The following is a 22,544-nucleotide window of genomic DNA, read 5'->3' on the forward strand; positions in this document are numbered from 1 at the left end:
TCGCGCAGCGTGAGGCCCGAGGCGAACACGGTGCCGGCCGCCAGGCCGCCGTCGTTGGCCACGATCGCGACGTTGTCGCGCGCGTGCATGAGGATGGTGAGCGGCGGCCTGGGCATGGGGGTTTCAGTCATGGGGGTGCTTCGGTGTCTCGCGTTCCCGCGGATCAGGCTCGCCGCCCGATCTCGGCCTCTTCGCGGGTCCAGCCCTTGACCTGCTCGCTCAGGCTCAGGCCGAGGCCCGGGCGGCTCGGCACCCGCATGCGGCCGTCGCGGATCTCGAGGCGCTCGTTGAACAGGGGTTCGAGCCAGTCGAAGTGCTCGACCCAGGGCTCGGTGGGATAGACCGCGCCCAGATGGACATGCAGCTCCATCGCGAAGTGCGGCCCGAGGCCGAGGCCGGCCTGCTCGGCGAGGCCGGCCACTTTCAGGAACGGCGTGATCCCGCCCACGCGAGGCGCATCGGGCATGAGGTAGTCGGCGGCGCGGTGACGGATGAGTTCGCCGTGCTCGGCCGCGCTGGTCAGCATCTCGCCGGTCGCGATCGGGGTGTCGAACTGGGCCGCGAGCGCGGCGTGGCCCTCGAAGTCGTAGGCATCGAGCGGCTCCTCGATCCACACCAGATTGAATTGCTCGAAGATGCGGCACATGCGCTGCGCGGTCGGCCGGTCCCACTGCTGGTTGGCATCGACCATCAGCGGCATGTCGTCGCCCAGGTGCTTGCGCACCGCTTCCACGCGCCGGACGTCCAGCGCGCGGTCGGGTTGCCCGACCTTCAGCTTGATGCCGCCGATGCCGCGTTCGCGCGAGGCCTGCGCATTGACGAGCAGTTGCTCCAGCGGCGTGTGCAGGAAGCCGCCCGAGGTGTTGTAGCACTGCACCGAGTCGCGCTGCGAGCCGAGCAGCTTGGACAGCGAGAGACCGGCGCGCCGGGCCTTGAGGTCGTACAGCGCGACGTCGAAGGCGCCGATCGCCTGCACCGCCATGCCGCTGCGGCCGACCGAGGCACCGGCCCAGCACAGCTTGGTCCAGAGCCTGGAGATGTCGCTCGGGTCTTCGCCGATCAGTGCCGGCGCGATTTCCTTCGCATGCGCGAACTGGCCCGGCCCGCCGGCCCGCTTCGAGTAGCTGAAGCCGAGGCCGCGATGGCCGTCCTTGGTCTCGATCTCGGCGAACAGCATCGCGATCTCGGTCATCGGCTTCTGCCGGCCGGTCAGGACTTTGGCATCGCTGATCGGGTTGGCCAGCGGCAGGTAGCACGACGAGATGCGAACCCAGGTGATGCTGTCGCTCGCGAACGAAGGGGAGGAGGGGGTCATGACGGCGGAGTCCATGCGCTTCGGGGTGGTGGGGGCGTGCTCAGTCGATCGTGATCTTGCCGGTCTCGATCACGGTCTTCCAGCGCGCGTATTCCTTCTGCTGGAATTCCGCGAACTGGGCCGGCGTGTTGGCGACCATCTCGAAGCCGATCGAGGTGAACTGTTCCTTGACCTTCGGGTCGTTGAGCGCTTCGACGAAGGCGGCATGGGCCTTGTCCCGCGTCGCGGGGGCCAGGCCCTTGGGGGCGACGATGGCCTGCCACGACGCCACCTCGACATTCTTGACCCCCGCTTCGGCCAGCGTCGGCACCTCGGGCAGCACCGGCGAGCGCTTCGGGCTGGTGATCGCCAGTGCGCGCATCCGGCCGCCCTTGATGTATTGCGCCACCGAGTTGATGTTCTGGAACGACGCATCGACCTGGCCGCCCATGAGGTCGGTGTGGGCCGGCGAGCCGCCCTTGTAGGGGACATGGAGGCCCTGGGTGCCGGTCTGCTGCCAGAACAGCTCGGCCGTGAGGTGGTCGCTCGAGCCGTTGCCGGCCGACGCGAAGGTCATCTTGCCGGGGTTGGCCTTCAGGCCGGCGATCACGTCGGCCACGTTCTTGTACGGCGAGCTCGCCGGCACCACCAGCACGTTGGGCGATGCCACCGCCACGGTGATCAGGTCGAAATCCTTCAGCGCGTCGTACTGCAGGCCCTTCACCAGGTGCGGCACGATCACCAGCGGGCCGAGCGAGGTCACGAGGAAGGTGCTGCCGTCGGCCGGAGCCCGCTTGACGAAGGTGGCGCCGATGGTGCCGGTGGCCCCGGCCTTGTTGTCGACCAGGAAGGACTGCTTGAGCTTCTCGCTGAGCCGCGGCACGATCGCGCGCGCCACCTGGTCGGTCGAGCCGCCGGGCGGGAACGGGACCACCAGCGTGACGGTCTTCTCGGGCCAGCCCTGCCCATGGGCGGCCAGGGCCGCCAGGCTCAGCGCGATCGCGCCCAGGTACTTCTTCATGTCATGTCTCCTTGGATTGATAACGTTGTCATTTTTGGCCTGGTAAACGAATCGGACGACGGGTGGTTGCGCGATATCAAGATTCTGTCGATATAGCGAAATCGGATTCGAGGCGCCAAGACAAATGATATCGTTGTCATTTTGCCCGGTCAACCCAGGCGGCGATCGGGGTTTTCCCGGTTTCGCGCCGGCCGACAGGCCTCGACGGCTGCGCTGTTAACGATGTCAACGCGAGGGCCCGGCGATTTGGTAGGCTCCCGGGATACAACGCCAGACCCCCGAAATGAACGACGTTTCTCCCTTCAAGGCGGCCACGCTCCACGACGTGGCCAAGGCTGCGGGCGTTTCGCTGATCACCGCCTCGCGCGCGCTCGGCAATCCCGGCGTGGTGTCGGCGAAGACGATCGAGAAGGTCCAGGCTGCGGTCGAATCGACCGGCTACATCCCGAACCTGCTCGCCGGCGGCCTGAAGTCGAAGCGCAGCCTGATGGTGGGCGGCATCGTGCCGGCGCTCTCGGTGTCCCAGTTCCTGCCGACCGTGCAGGCCCTGACCACCGAGCTCGCCGCGGCCGGCTACCAGCTGATCCTGGGCCAGACGGCATACGACGCCGAGCGCGAGGAATCGGTGCTCAACGCGATGATCGGCCGCCAGCCCGACGGCATCGTCATCACCGGCCTGGTGCAGTCCCAGCGGGCCCGCGACCGGCTGCGCCGCTCGGGCATTCCGGTGGTCGAGACCTGGGACCTCAGCGACCGGCCGATCGACATGGTCGTGGGCTTCTCGCACCTGAAGGTGGGCGGCGCGCTGGGGGGCTATTTCCTCGGCAAGGGATGGAAGCGGATCGGCATCGCCTCCGGCGACGACCATCGGGCGCGGATGCGCCGCGACGGCTTCCAGACCACGATCGGGCGCGAGCTGCCGACCGCCTTCGTGCCCGCGCCCAGCAGCCTCGAACTGGGCCGCCGTGCGCTCGGGCAGCTGCTCGAGACCGATCCGGAACTGGAGGCGATCTGCTGCAGCTCTGACCAGCTCGCGCATGGCGTGATCGTGGAGGCGCTGGCGCGCGGCCTGCGGGTGCCGCAGGACCTCGCGATCTGCGGCTTCGGCAACGCCGACTTCGGGGCCCACACGGTGCCGTCGATCTCCACCATCCATGTGGACGGGGCCGAGATCGGCCGCCTGGCGGCGCAGCTGATCGTCGCCCGCTGCCGCGGCGAAGCGGTGGCCCAGCCGGTGATCGACGTCGGCTTCCGGATCGTCGAGCGGCAGTCGACTTGAGCTAACGAGCGCGCTGCGGCAGCTCGGACGCGCGGCGCCGCTCGCGGCCGTTCACGAGATGGGTGCGCATGGCGGCACGGGCCGCATCCGCATCCTGCTGCGCGATCGCGTCGACGATGCGTCGATGCTCCAGCAGCACCTGGTCGCTCGTGGCGATGCCGGGGTCCTCGCCGGCCGCGGCTTCCAGGAAGGCGGTCGGCACGCAGGCCGGGCCCAGCGCTTCGAGCACCGCGGCGTAGTGCGGGCTGTGGGCCGCGCGCGAGATCTCGAGGTGAAGCTGGAAGTCGGGCACCGCCGTGTCCATGCCTTGCGCCATGGCGCTGCGGAAGGCGTTCAGCGCGCCGGCGATGGCTTCCAGGTCGGCGCCGTCGCGACGCTGCGCCGCCAGGGCGGCGGCTTCGGATTCGAGGCCGATGCGCAATTCGATCAGCGCCAGCGCCTGCGGCAGGCTGTCGTCCGGGCTGCTGTCGACCAGGAAAGGCTTGGCGCGCGAGGCGCCGACCACGAAGGTGCCGACGCCCCGGCGCGACCGCACCATGCCGGCGGCCTGCAGCCTCGACAGCGCTTCGCGGACCACGGTCCGGCTGACACCGAACTCGCTCATGATCTCGGCCTCGGTCGGCAGCTTGTCGCCGGCCCGCAACGGGCCGATCCGGATCCGGTGGCTCAGGGCGTCGACCACTCCCATGCTCAGGTTGCGCGGCAGGGATCGGTGAGGGCTCTGCATGTTGATAACGTTGTCATCGATGCTAGCCGAAAGCGGCCGGAGGGTCCAGGAATCGGGCGCGGCGATGGCCTCAGGGGAAACGCGAACACGGCCCGTTTTTAGTTGACACATGAAAGGTTGAAAAGTAATGTATTGACGCCTCCTCCTGTTCCACTTCGACTGCAACCCATGAAAATCGCAATCCTCGGCGGCGGCCACGGCGCCTATGCAGCCACCGCCGACCTGTCCGAAGCCGGCCACGAAGTCCGCCTCTGGCGCCGCGACGGCGCCGCGCTGGCACCGGTCGTGCAAGCCGGATCCATCACGTTGAAGGATGCCGATGGCAGCCGCGACGTGGCGATCGCGCTGGCCACGCCCGACATCGGCGCCGCGCTGCGCGATGCCGAGCTGATCGTGATTCCCACCCCGGCGATCGCCCAGCAGGACATCGCCCGCGCGATGGCGCCGCACCTGGTCGACGGCCAGGTGGTGTTTCTGCCGCCCGGCACCTTCGGCAGCTACGTCATGGCGCGCCAGGTGGCCGAGTCCGGCAGCCGCGCCGATGTCGCCTGGGCCGAGACCGGCACGCTGCCCTACCTGGCGCGCAAGCACGGCGAGCGCGAGGTGAACGTGACGATCCGCGCCATCCGCCTGCCCACCGGCGTCTATCCGGCGCGCAAGGAGGCGCAGGCGATCGAGGTGATCCGCCGGGCCTATCCCGCGGTGCACGGCTGCGGCGACGCGCTGTCGGGCGCGCTGATGAATGCCGGCCCGGTGATCCATCCGCCGCTGATGGTCATGAACGCCGCGCCGCTGCAGCACTTCGAGCGCTGGGACATCCACAACGAGGGGACCCAGCGCGCGGTGCGCGACGTCACCGACCGGCTCGACCAGGAGCGCATCGCGGTGCGCGAGGCGCTCGGGCAGGGTGCGCCGCACTATCCGCTGGCCGACCACTACAACAACGACCAGTGGATGTACGGCGATGCCCACAAGCAACTGGTGAAGTCGGGCGACTGGCGCGAGAACATCGATCTCCACACGCACCGCTACATCACCGAGGACACCGAGCTCGGACTCGCCTTCCTGGCATCGACCGCGCGCTTCGTCGGCGTCGATGCGCCGATCGCCCATGGGCTGCTGGCGATCGTCGGCGGCTTCCTCGGGCGCGATCTGCGCCGGGGGCCCCGCACATTGGAGACGCTCGGCCTCTCCGAACTGAGCGCGGCGCAACTCAAGAAGAGACTGCACGATGGCGAATGATCAGGCCGACGCCGGGCCGCCCCAAGGCGGCCTGCGGCCCCCGTGGGGGGCAGCGAGTACACGAAGTGACGGAGCGGGGGGGCCACACCTGCCGCGCTTTGCCGCCGTCGGCGCGGGCCGCATGGGCCGCGGCATCGCGATCGCCTTTGCCTACGCCGGCCACCGCATCGCGCTGGTCGACCTGCGCCCGCGCAGCGACGAGGCGTGGCAGAAGCTGCGCAGCGAAGCACGGGCCGAGATCGAAGGCAGCCTGTCAGGGTTGGCCCAGCTCGGCGTGATCGAGGCCGCGCAGGTGGCGGCGATCGCGGCGCGGGTCGAGTTCGTGAACGCCGCCGACGCACCGGCCGCGCTCGGCGCTGCCGAACTGCTGTTCGAGGGCGTGCCCGAGACGCTCGACGCCAAGCGCGAGGCCTTCGAATGGCTCAGCCGGCACTGCGGCGACGACGCGATCATCACCTCGACCACCAGCAGCATCCTGGTGACGCAGCTGGCGGCGCTGGTGCACCGGCCCGAGCGCTTCCTCAACATGCACTGGCTCAACCCGGCCTACGTGATCCCGGTGGTCGAGCTGAGCTGCCATGCCGGCACCGACCCGGCCGTGCTGGCGCGCACCAAGGCGATCATGGAGGGCATCGGCAAGCTGCCGGTGGTCTGCGGCGCGACGCCCGGCTACATCGTGCCGCGGCTGCAGGCGCTGGTGATGAACGAGGCGGCCCGCATGATCGAGGAGGGCGCCGCCACGGCCGAGGAGATCGACAAGGCCACGCGCTACGGCCTGGGCCTGCGCTTCGCGGCGCTCGGCGTGGTCGAGTTCATCGACTTCGGCGGCTGCGACATCCTGCACCACGCAAGCCGCGAGATGTCGGCCTCGATCGACCGTGCGCGCTACACGGCGCCCGCGATCGTCGACCGCATGGTCGACGAAGGCCGGCTCGGCTTGAAGAGCGGCAGCGGCTTCTACGACTACGAAGGGCGCGACGTCGGCGCCTACCGCCGCGACGTGCTGTCGCGCACGCTGGGCATGCTGAGGCATGCCGGGCTCTGGCAGCCGCCGGCCGCAGAGACCCAGCCATGAAGATCCGGCGCGCCTTCGCCGACCTGTCGGTGGGCCAGGTGCACTATGCCGAGTGCGGCGCGCCGCAGGCCCCGCCGGTGCTGCTCCTGCACCAGTCGCCGCGCAGCTGGACCGAATACCGCGAGGTGCTGCCGCTGCTCGGTGCCCGACATCGCGCGATCGCGATGGACACCGCCGGCTTCGGCGACTCGGCCGCCATCGACGGGCCTGCCAGCATCGAAGCCTGGGCCCGGATCGCGGTCGAACTGCTCGACGCCCTGGGCATCGCGCGGGCCGATGTCGTCGGCCATCACACCGGCGGCGTGATCGCGATCGAGATCGCGGCCAGTGCGCCAGAGCGGGTGCGCGGCCTGGTGCTGTCGTCGACGCCCTTCACCGACGCCGATTTTCGGCGCGTGCGCGCCGAACGGCCGCCGATCGACGAGGTGGCACCGAGCGGTGACGGCAGCCATCTGGCCGCGCTGTGGCAGCGCCGCGAGGGCTTCTACCCGGCCGGGCGCCCCGAACTGCTCGAAGCCTTCGTGCGCGATGCGCTCAAGGCCAGCGGCAGCCCCGAGGACGGGCATCGCGCGGTCGCCGCCTACCGGATGGAAGACAGCATCCATCGCGTGCGGCAGCCAGTGCTGATCCTGCGCGCGACCGACGACCCCTTCGCGTCGCCGCATGCCGCCGAACTGCAGCACGCGCTGCCGCAGGCGCGCACCCTCGACATCCCCGGCGGCATGGTGCCGCTGCCCGACCAGATGCCCGAGGCCTTCGCGGCCGCGGTGCTGGACTTTCTGGAGACGCTCCCATGAAGGCGATGCGCGTGGCGGCCTTCGGCGCGCCGCCCTTGCCAGCGCAGCTGGCCGAGCCGCAGCTGCGCGCCGGCCGCACGATCGTCCGCATGGAGGCGGCCACGGTCGGCCACATCGACCGCACCGTCTGGGGCGGCAAGTTTCTGAGGCATCCGCCATTCCCGTACACGCCGGGCGTCGAGGCCGCGGGCGTGGTGGTAGCGAGCACCCGCCATGCCGTGGGCCAGCGCGTCTGGCTGCGCGGCTGCGGCCTGGGCACGCTGTTCGACGGCACCTGGTGCGAACTGATCGATGCCCCCGACGAGGCGCTGGGCTTGCTGCCCGAAGCGGTGCCGTCGACGCTGGGCTCGGCCTTCTTCTCTCCTTGCACCTCGGCCTGGGTGGCGTTGCACGACATCGCCCGGATGCGCGCCGGCGAGCGAGTGCTGGTGACCGGCGCGACCGGTGCGGTCGGCTCGCTGGCGGTGCAGCTGGCGCTCGACGGCGGGGCGCATGTCATCGCGGTGGTGGGCCAGGCCGCGCAGGCGGCGGCGATGCCGCCCGCGGCGCAGGTGCTGGTGCTCGGCGACGATCCTTCCGAAGCGCTGGCCTCGGTCTCGGCCGACCTGCTGGTCGACACGGTCGGCGGGCCGGTACTGGCCGCTGCCCTGGCGCGCGTGGAACCCGGCGGCCGCGCGGTGCTGGTGGGCTACACCGCGGGCAACGGGCTGGCCCTGGACCTTGCGCATTTCCTGCAGCGCGATGTGGCGCTGCTGCCGCTCAACATGTTCCGCCGCGACGCCGCCGGCCGGGCGGCGGCGCCGGAACTGCTGGCGCGGCTGGCCGACGGCAGACTGCGCCTGGACGTCCAGCCCTTCGCTCTCGAGGACGCCGCCGCGGCGCTGGACTGGATCGCCCAGCGCGGCCATCGGGGCCGGGCGGTGCTGGTGGCCCGGCCCTGAGGCCGGCCTCACTCGTCTTCTTCGACCGCTTCGCCCGCTGCGTCCGCGTGCAGCGCAATGATGTGGCGCAGCGTGCGTTTGAGTTCCTCGGCGCGCTCCAGGCCGAAGGGCTCGAGCACCCGCAGCTCATGCTCGCGCGCCAGTTCCATCAGGTGCTCCACCGCCTGCGCGCCTTGGGGCGTGATGCGCACCAGGGTGACGCGCCGATCACTGTCATGGGGCAGGCGCTCGATCTGGCCGCGCGCTTCCATACGGTCGAGCAGCCGGGTCACGGTCGGCTGCTTGGTCACCGTGACCTGCGCCAGCGCGCCGATGCTGATCGCCTGGCCGCCGGCCAGCGAGGCCATCACCCGCCATTCGGAGACCGAGAAGCCGTGCTGGCGCGCCACCCGGTGGAACTCCGACGAGATCAGCTGGCTCGCCTGCGCCAGCAGCGCGGGCAGGTAGTCGTCGACGAAACGGTGGCTCGGCGCCGCCGCCTCTTCCCTGAACGGCCCCGGACTCGTGGTGGGCACGCTACTTGCTCGTCTAGGGTTATCCATGATTTTGAATACATTCAGTTGTCAATATTATAAAGACCGCGGTGCCGATAGTGATCCGCGGTCCCACGAATGAAGGAACAAGATGGCAGAGCGCTCGTTCGTCGAAGAGGTGAAGAAGCTGCGGCTTTCCGGTGGCGATGTATTCCGCGGTGAAGGCATTCTGGCAGTCACCAAGGCTTTGCTGGAGTCCGGTGTGTCCTACGTCGCGGGCTATCAGGGTGCACCGATCTCGCACCTGATGGATGTGCTGGCCGACGCCCAGGACATCCTGAGCGAGCACGGCATCCGCTTCGAGAACAGCGCCAGCGAGGCCACGGCCGCGGCGACCCTGGCGGCCTCGGTCAACTATCCGCTGCGCGGCGCCGTGACCTTCAAGGCGACGGTGGGCACCAACGTCGCCTCGGACGCACTGGCCAACCTGGCCTCGGGCGGCGTCACCGGCGGCGCGCTGATCATCGTCGGCGAGGACTACGGCGAGGGCTCGTCGATCATGCAGGAGCGCAGCCACGCTTTCGCCATGAAGTCGCAGATCTGGCTGCTCGATCCCCGGCCCAACCTGCCGTCGATCGTCGAGGCCGTGAAGCAGGGCTTCGAGCTCTCGGAAGCCAGCCACACGCCGGTGATGCTGCAGCTGCGCATCCGCGCCTGCCACGTGCACGGGCACTTCGTCGCCGGCGACAACAAGCGCGCCAAGTTCACGCTCCAGGATGCGCTCGAGAATCCGCAGCGCGACGTCGGCCGCATCGTGCTGCCGCCCGCGAGCTTCGTGCACGAGCAGGAGAAGGTGCGCGAGCGCTGGCCCGCGGCCGTGAAGTTCATCGAGGAGCGCGGGCTCAACGAATTCTTTTCCGAGGGCGCCGACGACATCGGCATCATCGTGCAGGGCGGCAGCTACAACACGCTGGTGCGAGCGCTCGAGCGTCTCGACCTGGCCGACGTGTACGGCAATTCGAAGATTCCGCTGTACGTCATGAACGTGGCCTACCCGGTGATCGAGAGCGAGGTGCTGCGCTTCTGCGAAGGCAAGCGCGCCGTGCTGATCGTCGAGGAAGGGCAGCCCAACTTCGTCGAGCAGAACCTCGCGACCATCCTGCGCCAGGCCGGCTCGACCACCGTGCTGCACGGCAAGGACATCCTGCCGGTGGCCGGCGAATACACCGCGGCCGAACTGCTCAAGGGGGCACGCGCCTTCGGCGAGCGCTACGGCCGCCTGCAGCCGCTGCCGGCGCCGGTGCGCAAGGTGATCCCGCTCACCGAACTGGCGACACCCGAGCCCGCTTTGCCGCTGGGCGACAGCGTCCATGCACGGCCGCCGGGCTTCTGCACCGGCTGCCCCGAGCGGCCGATCTTCAGCGCCATGAAGCTGGTCGAGCGCGAGCTCGGCGCCCACCACGTGAGCGCCGACATCGGCTGCCACCTGTTCTCGATCCTGCCGCCGTTCAACATCGGCAACACGACCATGGGCTACGGCCTGGGCGGCGCCGGCGCGGCCGCGCTCAACGCGCCCGCCGGCAAGCGCGCGATCTCGGTGATGGGCGACGGCGGCTTCTGGCACAACGGCCTCACCAGCGGCGTCGCCAACGCGGTGTTCAACCGCAGCGACAACCTGACCATCGTGGTCGACAACAACTACACCTCGGCCACCGGCGGCCAGGACATCCTGTCGTCGAGCGCCAACAACGCGACCCGCAGCACCGGCCATGCGATCGAGCGCGCGGTGCGCGGCGTCGGCGTGAAGTGGGTCCGGACCTTGCGCCGCACCTACGACGTCGCCGGCATGCGCGACGCCCTCAAGGACGCGCTGACCACGAAGGAAAAAGGCCCGAAGGTGCTGATCGCCCAGTCGGAGTGCATGCTGAACCGCCAACGGCGCGAGAAGCCGCTGGTGCGCAAGGCGATCGCCGACGGCAAGCGGATGGTGCGCGAGAAGTTCGGCGTCGATTCCGACACCTGCACCGGCGACCACTCCTGCATCCGGCTGTCAGGCTGCCCCTCGCTGTCGATCAAGCCGAACCCCGATCCGCTGCGCACCGACCCGGTGGCGACCGTCATGGACAGCTGCGTCGGCTGCGGCGTCTGCGGCGAGGTCTCGCATGCGGCCGTGCTGTGCCCCTCGTTCTACAAGGCGCAGATCGTGAGCAACCCGAGCCGCTGGGACCTGGTGCGCGAGAGCTTCCGCGCGAAGGTCATCGGCTGGCTGCAAAAGGGCGAGGCCAAGCGCCGCGCGGCCTATGCCTTCTGAACGGACGACGATGCGCGCACAACCGATAAAAATTGCGATCCTTGCCATGGGCGGCGAGGGCGGCGGCGTGCTGGCCGACTGGATCGTCGAAATGGGCGAGTCCAACGGCTACCTGGCGCAGACCACCTCGGTGCCGGGCGTGGCCCAGCGCACCGGCGCCACCATCTATTACGTCGAGCTGTACCCCGAGGCGCAGGCCGAGGCCGACGGCGGCCGGCCGGTGCTGGCGCTGATGCCGCTGCCAGGCGATGTCGACGTGGTGCTGGCCTCCGAACTCATGGAAGCCGGCCGGGCGGTGCAGCGCGGGCTGGTCACGCGCGACCGCACGACCTTGATCGCCTCCACCCATCGGGTCTACTCGATTGCCGAGAAGAGCGCTCTCGGTGACGGCCGGGTCGACAGCAGCGAATTGCTCAAGCACGCCGAGCGCGCCGCCCAGCGCTTCATCCGCTTCGACATGGCGCAGGCCGCCGAAGCCTCGGGCAGCGTGATCAGCGCGGTGCTGTTCGGCGCGCTCGCGGGTGCCGGCGTGCTGCCCTTCGGCCGGGCCCAGTTCGAGGCCACGATCGAACGCGGCGGGGTCGGCGTCAAGCCCAGCCTCCGTGCCTTCGGCGCCGCCTTCGCGCGGGCCCAGGGCGCGCTCGAACCCGAAGCCGCCGCGGTGCCCGAGGCGCCCGCGCCGCAACCGCGCCATCCCGCGGTGCGGGCCCTGGTCGAACGCGTGCAGCGCGACTTCCCGGCCTCGGTGCAGCACTTCCTCCTCGAGGGCGTGCGTCGCCTGATCGACTACCAGGACCTCGACTACGCCGGCCTCTACCTCGATCGCATGGCCGTCGTCGCGGCGCTGCCCGGCGACGACGAAGCACGTCTGCTGCGCGAGACCGCGCGCCACCTGGCCCTGTGGATGTCCTACGAGGACACGGCCCGGGTCGCGGCGCTCAAGACCCGGTCGTCGCGCTTCGACCGCGTGCGCGGCGAGGCCCGCGTGCAGGATGGCCAGGTGCTGGCCATCAACGAGTACATGCATCCGCGGCTGCAGGAGATCTGCGAGACGCTGCCGGCCGGCATCGGCCGATGGCTGATGGATTCGCGCCTGCCGCGCCGCGTGGTCGAGCACTTCACTCAGAAGGGCCGCGTGGTGCAGACCAGTTCGCTGCACGGCTACCTGATGCTGCGCACAGTGGCGGCCTGCAAGCGCTGGCGCCGCTCGACCTTGCGCTATGCCGAGGAGAACCGTCGCATCGAGGAATGGCTCGCGCGCATTGCCGAGACCGCGCCGCACCATCCCGCGCTGGCGGTCGAAGTCGCGCAGTGCCAGCGCCTGGTCAAGGGCTACAGCGACACCCACGAACGCGGCCTGCGCAACTACGACACCGTGATGGCGGCCGTGCAGCGTGCCGGCGGCGTCATTGCACCCGCCACCCTGCGCGAGTTGCGCGACGCGGCGCTGGCCGACGAGCACGGCCACAAGCTGCAGGCCGCGCTCTTGCGGCACGCGCTCGCCTGAACCACGGAGCCCGTCATGACCGCCCAGCCGATGACCCTGCAACTGCGCGTCGCCGAAGCACGCGAACTGAACCCGCTGATCAAGACCTTCAGGCTTCGATCGGCCGATGGCGGCGTGCTGCCCGGATTTGCCGCCGGCGCCCACATCCGCGTGCGGGTCGAGCTGCCCGATGGTTCGGCCGACTGGCGCCACTACTCGCTGATCAATTTCTCGGCCGATGCGAAGGCCACCGAGGCGCCGACCGACTACGTGATCGCGGTGCGCAAGGAAGCCGAAGGCCGCGGTGGCTCGCGCTTCATGCACGAGCGGCTGCGCGAGGGTGACACGGTCACGATCGAGGTGCCCAAGAACGACTTCCCGCTGCACACCGGCCCGGGCGGCACGGTGCTGCTGGCTGGCGGCATCGGCGTGACGCCCTTGGCCAGCATGGCGACCCGCCGCCGGGCCGAGGGGCTGCCGGTGCGCATGCACTATGCCGGCCGCAGCCGCGAACTGATGGCCTTCGTGCCCGAACTCCAGGCACTGCTGGGCGACGACCTGCGCCTGCATGCCGACGTCGAGCAGGGCGGCCCCTTCGACATCGGCGCCATGCTCGACGGCATCCCGGCCGGCGACCGGCTCTATGTCTGCGGCCCCAAGCTGATGCTCGACGCCGTGCTGGCCCAGACCCAGGCCCGCGGCTGGACCCACGACCGCGTGCACTTCGAGCTGTTCACCACGCCGGTGGTCGAGGAGGGCGACCATGCCTTCGAGGTCGAGCTCGCGCAGTCGGGCCAGCGCTTCACGGTGCCGGCCGACCAGAGCATCCTCGACTGCCTGATCGAGCACGGCTGCGACCCGATGTTCGACTGCAAGCGCGGCGAATGCGGCGTTTGCGCGACGCCGGTCATGGAGGGCGAGATCGACCATCGCGACTATGTGCTGACCGCCCGCGAAAAGGCGGAGGGCAACGTCATGCAGATCTGCATCTCGCGCGCCAAGGGGCAGCGGCTGGTGCTGGATATGTGAGATTTTGCGGGACAGACCAAGAAACTGCGCAGCAGTTTTTGCTCTGTCCTCAACTGATTAGAAGGAGCCACACACACATGACTTCCTACCGAGGCAACCCCGAAGCAGTGCGCGCACTGGTGCAGCCCGACCGGGTGCACCGCGACCTGTACACCAGCGCCGAGCTGTTCGAGCTGGAACAAGAGCACTTCTTCGCCAACACCTGGAACTACGTCGGCCACGAGAGCCAGCTGCCCAAGGCCGGCGACTACCTCAACACCGAGATCGCCGGCCGGCCGCTGATCGTCGTGCGCCACACCGACGGCTCGGTGCGCGCGATGATGAACAGGTGTGCGCACAAGGGCTCGCGGCTGGTCAGCGCGCCCTGCGGCAACACCGGCAAGTTCTTCCGCTGTCCCTACCACGCATGGACCTTCAAGACCGACGGTTCGCTGCTGTCGATCCCGCTCAAGAACGGCTACGAGGGTACGCAGCTGCACGAATGCGAATCGGCCAAGGGCCTGACGACGGTGAAGAACGTGCGCAGCTACCGCGGCTTCATCTTCGTCAAGATCAACGACGTCGGCCCCGACTTCGAAGAGTTCTTCGGCGACTCGCTGAGCTCGATCGACAACATGGCCGACCGCTCGCCCGAGGGCGAGCTCGAGATCGCCGGCGGCTGCCTGCGCTTCATGCACCAGTGCAACTGGAAGATGTTCGTCGAGAACCTCAACGACACCATGCACCCGATGGTGGCGCACGAATCGTCCGCCGGCACCGCCAAGAGCATGTGGGCCGGAAAGCCCGAGGACGAGCCCAAGCCGATGGCGATCGAGCAGTTCGTGCCTTTCATGTCGGACTACAAGTTCTTCGAGGACATGGGTGTGCGCACTTACGACAACGGCCACAGTTTCACCGGGGTCAACTTCAGCATCCACAGCAAGTACAAGGCGATTCCGGCGTACGACGATGCGATGAAGGCCCGGTATGGCGAGGAGCGCACCGCCCAGATCCTCGGCATGGCGCGGCACAACACCGTGTACTACCCGAACCTCACGATCAAGGGCGCGATCCAGGCGATCCGCGTGGTGCGGCCGATCGCGGTCGACAAGACCCTGATCGAGAGCTGGACCTTCCGCCTGAAGGGCGCGCCGCCCGAGCTCTTGCAGCGCACGACCATGTACAACCGCCTGATCAATTCCCCCTTCTCGGTGGTGGGCCACGACGACCTTCAGGCCTATCGCGGCATGCAGGCCGGCCTGCATGCGAGCGGCAACGAATGGGTCAGCCTGCATCGCAACTTCGATCCGTCGGAGACCGCGGGCGGCGAGATCACCACCGTCGGCACCAGCGAGCTGCCGATGCGGAACCAATACCGCACCTGGGCGAAATTCATGACGGAGACGATGTGATGCCGGCCGAACCGACCCGCCAGGACCTGATCGACTTCGTGGTCCACGAAGCGCGCCTGCTCGATGCCAGGCGCTACGAGGAGTGGAACGCGCTCTTTACCGACGATGCCTTCTACTGGGTGCCGCTGGTGCCCGACCAGGAGGACGGCCTCAACCACACCTCGCACCTCTATGAGGACAAGCTGCTGCGCGAGCTGCGCATCGAGCGGCTCAAGAGCCCGCGCGCCTTCTCGCAGCAGCCGCGCAGCCGTTGCCATCACCTGCTGCAGACACCGACGGTCGAGGTCTTCGATGCCGAGGCCAGGCACTTCGTGGTGCGCACCGAGTTCCACTACACCGAGTCGCAGGGCGACGAGCTGCAGTTCTACGTCGGCACTTTCTTCCATCACCTGACCCTGGTCGATGGGGCGCTGCGCATGACGCTCAAGCGGGTCAACCTGCTCAACTGCGACGCCGCGCTGCCGGCGGTGCAACTGTTCATCTAAACACGCCATGCACGCCACCGTCCACGCTGTTTTCGCCGCCACGGCCCGTCGCACCCCGGAGGCCGAGTTCCTGTTCACCGAGTCGGTGACCGCAGCGGCCTACGGCATCCCGGCCGGCGCGATCCGCTGGGGCGAGGCCTCGGCGGCGGTCGAGCGCTTGCGCAGTGCCTACGCCGCCGCGGGCTACGGCCACGGCCACCGCGTCGGGCTGCTGCTCGAGAACCGGCCCGCCTTCCTGCTGCACTGGTTCGCCCTCAATGCGCTGGGTGCCAGCGTGGTGCCGATCAATGCCGAGATGCGTTCCGCCGAACTGATCTACCTGATCGGCCACAGCGAGATCAGCCTCGCGGTCACGCTGCCCGAGCGGGCAGCAGACCTGCGGGCGGCGGCGGCCGAGGCGGGCATCGCCTTCGACACCATGGAGGCCGAAGCGGTCGACGCGATCCCGCCGGCGCGAGGCGCGGCCCCGCAGGCCGGCCGGCCGATCGGTGCCGACACCGAATGCGCTCTGCTCTACACCTCGGGCACGACCGGCCGGCCCAAGGGCTGCATTCTGTCCAACGCCTACTTCCTGTGCGCGGGCGACTGGTATGCGGCGCTCGACGGCGTCTGCGGCATCCGCCGCGATGCCGAGCGCGTGATCACGCCGCTGCCGCTGAACCACATGAACGCGATGGCGTTCTCGACCATGGTGGTGTTGGTCGCGGGCGGCTGCCTGGTGCAGCTCGATCGCTTCCATCCGAAGAGCTGGCTGCAGAGCGCGCGCGAGTCGGGGGCGACCATTGCGCACTACCTGGGCGTGATGCCCGCGATGCTCCTCTCCGCGCCGCCGTCGCCGTCCGATCGCGACCACGCGATCCGCTGGGGCTTCGGCGCTGGCGTCGACCGCAAGAACCATGCGCCTTTCGAGCAGCGCTTCGACTTTCCGCTGGTCGAGGCTTGGGCCATGACCGAGACCGGCGCCGCCGCCTGCGTGATGGCGAACCGCGAGCCGCGCCTGGTCGGCACCAGCTGCTTCGGACGGCAACCGGATTTCATGGAAGTCCGGCTGGTCGACGACGAGGGCCGCGACGTCGCAGCCGATGCGCCCGGCGAGCTGCTGGTGCGTTCAGCCGGCGCGGATCCGCGGGCCCGCTTTTTCTCGGGCTACCTGAAGGACGAGCAAGCCACCGCCGAGGCCTGGACCGATGGCTGGTTCCACACCGGCGACCTGGTGCGCCGCGACGCCGAGGGCAATTTTTTCTTCGTCGACCGCAAGAAGAACGTCATCCGGCGCAGCGGCGAGAACATCTCCGCCGTCGAAGTCGAGAGCGTGCTGAACCAGCATCCGGCGGTGAAGACCTCCGCCGTGGCAGCCACGCCGGATGCGGTGCGGGGCGACGAAGTGCTGGCCTGCATCGTGCTGCGAGAGGACGCCGGTGCTTCCGCGCCTGAACAACTGGCCGCCAGCATCGTCGACCATGCACTGGCCCAACTGGCTTACTACAAGGCGCCGGGCTACGTCGCCTTCGTCGATGCGCTGCCGCTCACGGCCTCGCAGAAGATCCAGCGCGGGCAGCTGCGCGAACTGGCGCACGCGCTGCCGGGGCAGGCGCATTGCATCGACACGCGTGCGATGAAGAAGAGGCAATCATGACAAGGCGCATGTCCTACGAGGGCGTGGCGGTCGCGGTGCCCGTCACCGTGCCCTACCAGCGCTATTCGACGCTCGGCGCCCATTGGTTCCTCGGCCAGGCGATGGAGGCGCTGGTCAAGGCCAGCGGTCTGAAGAAGGAGCAGATCGACGGCCTCTGCGTCAGCAGCTTCTCGCTGGCGCCCGACACCGCGGTCGGCGTGACCCAGCACCTGGGCCTGTCGCCGCGCTGGCTCGACCACATGCCGACCGGCGGCGCCTCTGGCGTGATGTGCCTGCGGCGTGCGGCGCGCGCCGTGCAGGCCGGCGATGCCGACGTGGTGGCCTGCGTGGCGGCCGACACCAACCATGTCGATTCCTTCCGCCAGACGCTGGGCAGCTTCAGCAACTTTGCACGCGATGCCACCTATCCGTATGGCTCGGGTGGCCCGAACTCGATCTTCGCGATGATCACGTCGCACTACATGCGCACCTTCGGCGCCACGCGCGAGGACTTCGGCCGCATCTGCGTCGACCAGCGCAGCAATGCGCTCAAGAACCCGGACGCGATGTTCAAGAAGCCGCTGACCCTCGACGAATACATCGCGGCGCGGCCGATTTCCGATCCGATCCATCTGTTCGATTGCGTGATGCCCTGCGCCGGGGCTGAAGCCTTCCTCGTGATGAGCGAAGAGCGGGCGCGCGACCTGGGCCTGGCGCATGCGGTGATCCGCGGCGCGATCGAGCGCCACAACGCCTACTCGGAAGACCCGGTGATGGTGCGCGGCGGCTGGCGCCGCGACCGCGACGACCTCTATGCCCAGGCCGGCGTGCAGCCGGCCGACATCGACTTCGTCCAGACCTACGACGACTACCCGGTGATCGTGATGATGCAGTTCGAAGACCTCGGCTTCTGCGAGAAGGGCGAGGGCTCGGCCTTCGTGCAGTCGCACACGATGACGCATGACGGCAGCTTTCCGAACAACACCAGCGGCGGCCAGCTGTCGGCGGGGCAGGCCGGCGCGGCGGGTGGCTTTCTCGGCATGACCGAGACCATCCGGCAGCTGACGGACACCGCCGGCCCACGTACCGTGCCGGATGCGCAACTGGGCCTGGTCGCCGGCTTCGGCATGGTGACCTACGACCGTTGCCTTTGTACCGGCGCGGTGATTCTGGGGAGAGCCGCATGACCATGCCCTTGATGCGCCCCAAGCGCAAGAACCCGGTGCTGCGCACCCGGCAGATGAACCTGCCGCCGTGGGCCCGTGGCCGCGTGGCGCTGGGCATCACCGCGGCCGCCGCCGAAGGCCGCTTCGAACTCCAGACCTGCGAGGACTGCGGCACCGTGCAGTACCCGCCGCGCGAGGCCTGCCACAAGTGCCTCTCGCCCCGCCTGCACTGGCAGGAGCAGAACGGCGAAGGCGCACTGCTCAGCAGCACCACCTTGCACCACAGCAACGACCTTTTCTTCCGCGAGCGGCTGCCCTGGCGGCTGGGCCTGGTGCAGCTCGATGCCGGGCCGACCTTGATGGTCCACCTGCATGGCGAGGTCGGCGAGGCGCCGGCGCGCGTGCGCGTGGGCGCCCGGCTCGACCGCGCCGGACAGGCGGTATTGATTGGATTTCCGAACGAAGGGAGCGCCCACATGGCCGACGACAAGATGCTGAGGGAAATGACCAGCGATCCGAAGTTCCGCAAGGTGCTGGTCACCGACGGCAAGACCGAGGTCGGCCAGGCGATCGTGCGTGCCCTGGTCAAGGCCGGCGCCGACATCGTCTGGGTCGGCCATGCCGAGCCGTGGAAGAAGACGGGCGGCCTCGAGGACATCACGGCGCTGCCGCAAGTGACGCTGGTGCCGCTCGACCTCACCAACGGCCGCTCGGTGAGCGAGCTGGCCGGCGAGATCGGCGGCAAGGTCGACATCGTGATCAACAACGCCGAGGTGCACCGCAGCTTCGGCATCGGGTCGCGGCGCGGCACCGATGTGGCCAAGGCCGAGATGGACATCAACTACTTCGGCCTGCTGCGCCTGGCGCAGGAGTTCGGCCCGGCGCTCAAGGGCCGCTCGGCCGACGGCGCGACCGGCGCCACCGCCTGGGTCAACCTGTTGTCGATCTACGCGCTCAGCAACTTCCCGCCGCACGGCACCTTCAGCGCCTCGAAGGCGGCGGCGCATTCGCTGGCCCAGTGCCTGCGTGCCGAGATGCGGCCGGCCGGCATCCGCGTGATCAACGTGTTCCCGGGGCCGATCGACGACGAATGGAACCAGCACACGCCGCCTCCCAAGCTGGCCGGCAGCGCGCTGGCCAACGCCATCGTGAAGGCGCTGCGCGACGGGGTCGAGGACGTGTACCCCGGCGACGTGGCGCAGGAGTGGCTGGAGCGCTGGCGCGACAACCCGAAGATCCTGGAACGCGAACTCGCGGCCGGTGGCTAGAAGCAGGAGCAACACACGATGACGACGACAACCCAACTGATTTCCGCCGCCGAGATCCTCGGCGGGCTGGTGAGCGCGATGGCCAGCGGCCGCATCCGCGTGGTCGACCTCACGCAGACCCTGACACCCGAGTTCCCGCAGATCGCGCTGCCGCCCGAGATGGGCCAGTGCTGGCCCTTCCGCATCGAAGAGGTGTCGAAGTACGACGAGCGCGGGCCCGGCTGGTACTGGAACAACTTCTCGTGCGGCGAGCACACCGGCACCCACTTCGATGCGCCGATCCACTGGATCTCGGGCCGCGACCTGCCGAACAATTCGGTCGACACCATTCCGGTACAGCACTTCGTGGCACCGGCCTGCGTGATCGATTGCTCCGAACAGGTCAAGGGCGACGACGACTACCTGCTGAGCATCGCCGACATCGAACGCTACGAGAGCCTGCACGGCCGCATTCCGAAGGGTGCCTGGGCGCTGATGCGCACCGACTGGTCGAAGCGCCAGGACCCCGAGGCCTACCAGAACTTCGACGAAACCGGCCAGCACACGCCGGGCCCGAGCACCGAGGCGGTGCGCTTCCTGGTCGAGGAGCGTGACGTGATCGGCTTCGGCTCCGAGGCGATCGGCACCGACGCCGGCCAGGGCTACCACCTGCGCCCGCCGTACCCGTGCCACTACTACATGCACGGCGCCGGCCGCTATGGCCTGCAGTGCTTGAGCAACCTCGACCTGCTGCCGCCCGCCGGCGCGGTGCTGATCTGCCCGCCGCTCAAGATCGAGAAGGGCAGCGGCAGTCCGCTGCGCGTGCTCGCCCTGGTGGGAGCTGCCGCATGACGCCTGTGTCCGCCAACAAGGTCGCGGCCGTCACCGGCGGCAGCGCCGGCATCGGCAAGGTCATTTGCGAAGACCTGCTCGCGCAAGGGTACGAAGTCGTCTCGCTGGCACGCCGGCATTGCGATATCAATCACCCGAAGCTGCACAGCATCGAGGTCGACCTGGCCGATCGCGCCGCCACTGCGCAGGCCGCGGCCGAACTGGTGCGGCGCTTCGAAGTGACCACCGTGGTGCACAACGCCGGCGTCATCCGCCCGGCGCTGATTTCCGACGTCAAGCTCGACGACCTCGACGCACTGGTCGACCTGCACCTGGGCTGTGCCATCCAGCTGGTGCAGGCGGCACTGCCGGCGATGCGCGCGCAGCGCTTCGGGCGGGTGGTGCTGCTGTCGTCGCGTGCGGCGCTGGGGCTGCAGACGCGCACCAGCTATTCGGCGACCAAGGCCGGCATGCTGGGCATGGCGCGCACCTGGGCACTCGAGCTCGCGCCCGAAGGCATCACGGTCAACGTGGTCGCGCCGGGGCCGATCCGCACCGACATGTTCTACGACGTCGTCGAGGCCGGCAGCGAGCGCGAGCGCGCGCTCGCCGCATCGGTGCCGGTGCGGCGCCTTGGCGAGTCCGCCGACGTGGCACGGGCCGTGCGTTTCTTTGCCGATCCCGTGAACGGTTTCGTCACGGGGCAGGTGCTGTACGTGTGCGGCGGAACGAGCGTCGGCAGCCTCGCGCTCTGACACCGATCGACCGCGAACTCAGGGGTTCTTTCGCTTGCCATCGCAGCATTGCTTCATTAGCATTCTTGACACTTAAACATTTCATAAATCATGTTCTTGTTTGAAGTCCCCGCTTCGTCGTTTGTCTCCAACCTGAGGAGGTTTGCATGAAAGTCTTGACCCGACTCTGCGCACTGGCGGGCCTTGCGGCCGGCTTCGGCGCCTTCCACGCCACGGCACTGGCCGCCGACCTCAAGGTCGGCTTCATCACCTCGCTGTCGGGGCCCGTGTCCTCGCTGGGCATCCCCTACGAGAAGGGCATGAAGGCCGCGGTGGCCTACAAGTCGGAGCTCAACGGCCGCAAGATCCAGCTGGTGCAGCTCGACGATGCCTCGGACCCGTCGACCGCTGCCCGCAACGCGCGCAAGATGATCGACGAGGACAAGGTCGACGTCATCATCGGCACCGCCGGCTCGCCCGGAGCGCTCGCGATCGCCGCGGTGGCGCGCGAGACCAAGACGCCGTTGATCTCTATCGCCAACGCCAACCTGCCGGGCGACGACGGCGCCTGGATGGTCACGCTGCCGCAGCCCGCGCCGCTGATGGTCAGTGCGGTGGTCGAGCGCATGAAGAAGTCGGGCGTCAAGACGGTGGGCTACATCGGCTTCTCCGACGCCTGGGGCGACCTGGTCTACGACGCGCTCAAGAAGAGCGCCGAGCCGGCCGGCATCCAGGTGGTGTCGAACGAGCGCTATGCGCGTGCCGATTCCTCGGTCACGGGCCAGGTGCTGAAGATCGTGGCGCTGAAGCCCGATGCGGTGATCACCGGCACCTCGGGCACACCCGGTGCCTTGCCCTACCTGGCGCTCGCCGAGCGCGGCTACAAGGGCCAGATCTACGGCATGCACGCCCTGATCAACCCCGACTTCGTGCGCGTCGGCGGCCCGTCCGTCGAAGGCCTGCTGGCCCCGACCGGCCCGGTGATCGTGGCCGAGCAGCTGCCTGACTCGAACCCGATCCGCAAGGTCTCGATGGACTTCCGCACGGCCTACCAGAAGGCCAACGGCGCGCCGCCGACCGATGCCTTCTCGGCCTATTCGTTCGATGCCTGGCTGCTGTTCCTCGATGCCGCCGCGCGCGCCAAGGGCGAGCCCGGCACGCCGGCCTACCGGGTGGCGCTGCGCGACGCGATCGTCAACACCAAGGAGCTGGTCGGCACCCACAGCGTCTACAACTTCAAGCCCGACGACCGCTACGGTTCGGACGAGCGCTCCCGCGTCATCGTGAAGCTCGAAAAAGGCCAATGGAAGCTGGTTCCTTAGCTCGCCCCCAGGTTGGCTCACTTCGTGTAGCCGCCCACCCCCGACCGGGGGCAATACCAGCGGCCCGGCATAGCCGGT

The 22,544-nt window shown here is 68.9% G+C and carries 20 protein-coding genes; 16 read left to right on the top strand and 4 right to left on the bottom strand.

The features are described 5' to 3' along the window. Window positions 1-163: 163 nt before the first annotated feature. Window positions 164-1,315: an L-talarate/galactarate dehydratase gene (locus QTI17_RS20990; RefSeq protein ID WP_286535367.1), complete on the bottom strand. Its 1,152-nt coding sequence runs from the start codon at window positions 1,313-1,315 to the stop codon at window positions 164-166. 40 nt (window positions 1,316-1,355) lie between these two features. After that, window positions 1,356-2,315, bottom strand: a complete 960-nt coding sequence (locus QTI17_RS20995; RefSeq protein WP_286535369.1) for a Bug family tripartite tricarboxylate transporter substrate binding protein — start codon at window positions 2,313-2,315, stop codon at window positions 1,356-1,358. A gap of 283 nt (window positions 2,316-2,598) precedes the next feature. Between QTI17_RS20995 and QTI17_RS21000 the strand changes: the two genes are divergently transcribed. Continuing rightward, window positions 2,599-3,594 (top strand): LacI family DNA-binding transcriptional regulator, encoded by a 996-nt coding sequence (locus QTI17_RS21000; RefSeq protein WP_286535371.1) that lies wholly within the window; start codon window positions 2,599-2,601, stop codon window positions 3,592-3,594. A 1-nt stretch (window position 3,595) separates the two neighbouring features. On the opposite strand, the gene QTI17_RS21005 is transcribed toward QTI17_RS21000, so the two are convergent. Further along, the gene (locus QTI17_RS21005) at window positions 3,596-4,321 is read right to left on the bottom strand and encodes a FadR/GntR family transcriptional regulator (RefSeq protein WP_286535373.1); all 726 of its coding nucleotides are present in this window, start codon (window positions 4,319-4,321) and stop codon (window positions 3,596-3,598) included. 168 nt (window positions 4,322-4,489) lie between these two features. On the opposite strand from QTI17_RS21005, the gene QTI17_RS21010 reads away from it, so the two are divergent. The 4 genes from QTI17_RS21010 (at window position 4,490) to QTI17_RS21025 (ending at window position 8,376) form a co-directional block, all read left to right on the top strand. After that, entirely contained in the window at window positions 4,490-5,563 is a 1,074-nt protein-coding gene (locus tag QTI17_RS21010; RefSeq protein WP_286535374.1) for an NAD/NADP-dependent octopine/nopaline dehydrogenase family protein, read from the top strand. 88 nt (window positions 5,564-5,651) lie between these two features. Continuing rightward, window positions 5,652-6,638, top strand: coding sequence for a 3-hydroxybutyryl-CoA dehydrogenase (locus QTI17_RS21015; protein ID WP_286535698.1), 987 nt, complete (start codon window positions 5,652-5,654; stop codon window positions 6,636-6,638). Then, window positions 6,635-7,435 carry an alpha/beta fold hydrolase gene (locus QTI17_RS21020; RefSeq protein ID WP_286535378.1) on the top strand — a complete coding sequence of 267 codons (801 nt, stop codon included), beginning with the start codon at window positions 6,635-6,637 and terminating at the stop codon, window positions 7,433-7,435. Before QTI17_RS21015 ends, QTI17_RS21020 begins: the two co-directional genes overlap by 4 nt. Then, a complete protein-coding gene (locus QTI17_RS21025; RefSeq protein ID WP_286535379.1) occupies window positions 7,432-8,376 on the top strand; it encodes a quinone oxidoreductase family protein in 945 nt (314 codons plus the stop codon). The genes QTI17_RS21020 and QTI17_RS21025 overlap by 4 nt, the downstream gene beginning before the upstream one ends. A gap of 8 nt (window positions 8,377-8,384) precedes the next feature. Here QTI17_RS21025 and QTI17_RS21030 read toward each other — a convergent pair whose 3' ends face one another. Next, window positions 8,385-8,918 (bottom strand): MarR family winged helix-turn-helix transcriptional regulator, encoded by a 534-nt coding sequence (locus tag QTI17_RS21030; RefSeq protein ID WP_444813274.1) that lies wholly within the window; start codon window positions 8,916-8,918, stop codon window positions 8,385-8,387. A gap of 82 nt (window positions 8,919-9,000) precedes the next feature. On the opposite strand from QTI17_RS21030, the gene QTI17_RS21035 reads away from it, so the two are divergent. The 11 genes from QTI17_RS21035 to QTI17_RS21085 all read left to right on the top strand — a co-directional run bounded on the left by QTI17_RS21035 (window position 9,001) and on the right by QTI17_RS21085 (window position 22,466). Further along, on the top strand, window positions 9,001-11,160 hold the full coding sequence (locus QTI17_RS21035) for a thiamine pyrophosphate-dependent enzyme (protein ID WP_286535383.1): 2,160 nt from the start codon (window positions 9,001-9,003) through the stop codon (window positions 11,158-11,160). Window positions 11,161-11,170: 10 nt separating this feature from the next. Then, the gene (locus QTI17_RS21040; protein WP_286535385.1) at window positions 11,171-12,667 is read left to right on the top strand and encodes an indolepyruvate oxidoreductase subunit beta family protein; all 1,497 of its coding nucleotides are present in this window, start codon (window positions 11,171-11,173) and stop codon (window positions 12,665-12,667) included. A gap of 15 nt (window positions 12,668-12,682) precedes the next feature. Further along, window positions 12,683-13,675, top strand: coding sequence for a PDR/VanB family oxidoreductase (locus QTI17_RS21045; RefSeq protein ID WP_286535387.1), 993 nt, complete (start codon window positions 12,683-12,685; stop codon window positions 13,673-13,675). A 77-nt stretch (window positions 13,676-13,752) separates the two neighbouring features. Beyond that, the gene (locus tag QTI17_RS21050; RefSeq protein ID WP_286535389.1) at window positions 13,753-15,066 is read left to right on the top strand and encodes an aromatic ring-hydroxylating dioxygenase subunit alpha; all 1,314 of its coding nucleotides are present in this window, start codon (window positions 13,753-13,755) and stop codon (window positions 15,064-15,066) included. Continuing rightward, the gene (locus QTI17_RS21055; RefSeq protein WP_286535391.1) at window positions 15,066-15,551 is read left to right on the top strand and encodes an aromatic-ring-hydroxylating dioxygenase subunit beta; all 486 of its coding nucleotides are present in this window, start codon (window positions 15,066-15,068) and stop codon (window positions 15,549-15,551) included. Before QTI17_RS21050 ends, QTI17_RS21055 begins: the two co-directional genes overlap by 1 nt. 7 nt (window positions 15,552-15,558) lie before the next feature. Beyond that, window positions 15,559-17,187 carry an AMP-binding protein gene (locus QTI17_RS21060; protein ID WP_286535392.1) on the top strand — a complete coding sequence of 543 codons (1,629 nt, stop codon included), beginning with the start codon at window positions 15,559-15,561 and terminating at the stop codon, window positions 17,185-17,187. Next, window positions 17,184-18,353: a thiolase family protein gene (locus QTI17_RS21065; protein WP_286535394.1), complete on the top strand. Its 1,170-nt coding sequence runs from the start codon at window positions 17,184-17,186 to the stop codon at window positions 18,351-18,353. The genes QTI17_RS21060 and QTI17_RS21065 overlap by 4 nt, the downstream gene beginning before the upstream one ends. Next, on the top strand, window positions 18,350-19,600 hold the full coding sequence (locus tag QTI17_RS21070; RefSeq protein ID WP_286535396.1) for an SDR family NAD(P)-dependent oxidoreductase: 1,251 nt from the start codon (window positions 18,350-18,352) through the stop codon (window positions 19,598-19,600). The genes QTI17_RS21065 and QTI17_RS21070 overlap by 4 nt, the downstream gene beginning before the upstream one ends. 18 nt (window positions 19,601-19,618) lie before the next feature. Continuing rightward, window positions 19,619-20,431, top strand: a complete 813-nt coding sequence (locus tag QTI17_RS21075) for a cyclase family protein (RefSeq protein ID WP_286535397.1) — start codon at window positions 19,619-19,621, stop codon at window positions 20,429-20,431. Beyond that, a complete protein-coding gene (locus QTI17_RS21080; RefSeq protein WP_286535398.1) occupies window positions 20,428-21,165 on the top strand; it encodes an SDR family oxidoreductase in 738 nt (245 codons plus the stop codon). The genes QTI17_RS21075 and QTI17_RS21080 overlap by 4 nt, the downstream gene beginning before the upstream one ends. A gap of 146 nt (window positions 21,166-21,311) precedes the next feature. Beyond that, a complete protein-coding gene (locus QTI17_RS21085) occupies window positions 21,312-22,466 on the top strand; it encodes an ABC transporter substrate-binding protein (RefSeq protein WP_286535399.1) in 1,155 nt (384 codons plus the stop codon). Window positions 22,467-22,544: the final 78 nt, after the last annotated feature.

It is taken from the genome of Variovorax sp. J31P179 (genome assembly GCF_030316985.1).
GTDB lineage: Bacteria > Pseudomonadota > Gammaproteobacteria > Burkholderiales > Burkholderiaceae_C > Variovorax > Variovorax ginsengisoli_B.

Excerpts from the sequence above, each read along its gene's own strand:
- QTI17_RS21010 (WP_286535374.1), top strand. The coding sequence starts at position 4,490 with ATGAAAATCGCAATCCTCGGCGGCGGCCACGGCGCCTATGCAGCCACC.
- QTI17_RS21045 (WP_286535387.1), top strand. The coding sequence starts at position 12,683 with ATGACCGCCCAGCCGATGACCCTGCAACTGCGCGTCGCCGAAGCACGC.
- QTI17_RS21000 (WP_286535371.1), top strand. The coding sequence starts at position 2,599 with ATGAACGACGTTTCTCCCTTCAAGGCGGCCACGCTCCACGACGTGGCC.
- QTI17_RS21025 (WP_286535379.1), top strand. The coding sequence starts at position 7,432 with ATGAAGGCGATGCGCGTGGCGGCCTTCGGCGCGCCGCCCTTGCCAGCG.
- QTI17_RS21020 (WP_286535378.1), top strand. The coding sequence starts at position 6,635 with ATGAAGATCCGGCGCGCCTTCGCCGACCTGTCGGTGGGCCAGGTGCAC.
- QTI17_RS21070 (WP_286535396.1), top strand. The coding sequence starts at position 18,350 with ATGACCATGCCCTTGATGCGCCCCAAGCGCAAGAACCCGGTGCTGCGC.
- QTI17_RS21055 (WP_286535391.1), top strand. The coding sequence starts at position 15,066 with ATGCCGGCCGAACCGACCCGCCAGGACCTGATCGACTTCGTGGTCCAC.
- QTI17_RS21075 (WP_286535397.1), top strand. The coding sequence starts at position 19,619 with ATGACGACGACAACCCAACTGATTTCCGCCGCCGAGATCCTCGGCGGG.
- QTI17_RS20990 (WP_286535367.1), bottom strand. The coding sequence starts at position 1,315 with ATGACCCCCTCCTCCCCTTCGTTCGCGAGCGACAGCATCACCTGGGTT.
- QTI17_RS21085 (WP_286535399.1), top strand. The coding sequence starts at position 21,312 with ATGAAAGTCTTGACCCGACTCTGCGCACTGGCGGGCCTTGCGGCCGGC.
- QTI17_RS21050 (WP_286535389.1), top strand. The coding sequence starts at position 13,753 with ATGACTTCCTACCGAGGCAACCCCGAAGCAGTGCGCGCACTGGTGCAG.
- QTI17_RS21065 (WP_286535394.1), top strand. The coding sequence starts at position 17,184 with ATGACAAGGCGCATGTCCTACGAGGGCGTGGCGGTCGCGGTGCCCGTC.
- QTI17_RS21030 (WP_444813274.1), bottom strand. The coding sequence starts at position 8,918 with ATGGATAACCCTAGACGAGCAAGTAGCGTGCCCACCACGAGTCCGGGG.
- QTI17_RS20995 (WP_286535369.1), bottom strand. The coding sequence starts at position 2,315 with ATGAAGAAGTACCTGGGCGCGATCGCGCTGAGCCTGGCGGCCCTGGCC.
- QTI17_RS21040 (WP_286535385.1), top strand. The coding sequence starts at position 11,171 with ATGCGCGCACAACCGATAAAAATTGCGATCCTTGCCATGGGCGGCGAG.
- QTI17_RS21005 (WP_286535373.1), bottom strand. The coding sequence starts at position 4,321 with ATGCAGAGCCCTCACCGATCCCTGCCGCGCAACCTGAGCATGGGAGTG.
- QTI17_RS21080 (WP_286535398.1), top strand. The coding sequence starts at position 20,428 with ATGACGCCTGTGTCCGCCAACAAGGTCGCGGCCGTCACCGGCGGCAGC.
- QTI17_RS21060 (WP_286535392.1), top strand. The coding sequence starts at position 15,559 with ATGCACGCCACCGTCCACGCTGTTTTCGCCGCCACGGCCCGTCGCACC.
- QTI17_RS21035 (WP_286535383.1), top strand. The coding sequence starts at position 9,001 with ATGGCAGAGCGCTCGTTCGTCGAAGAGGTGAAGAAGCTGCGGCTTTCC.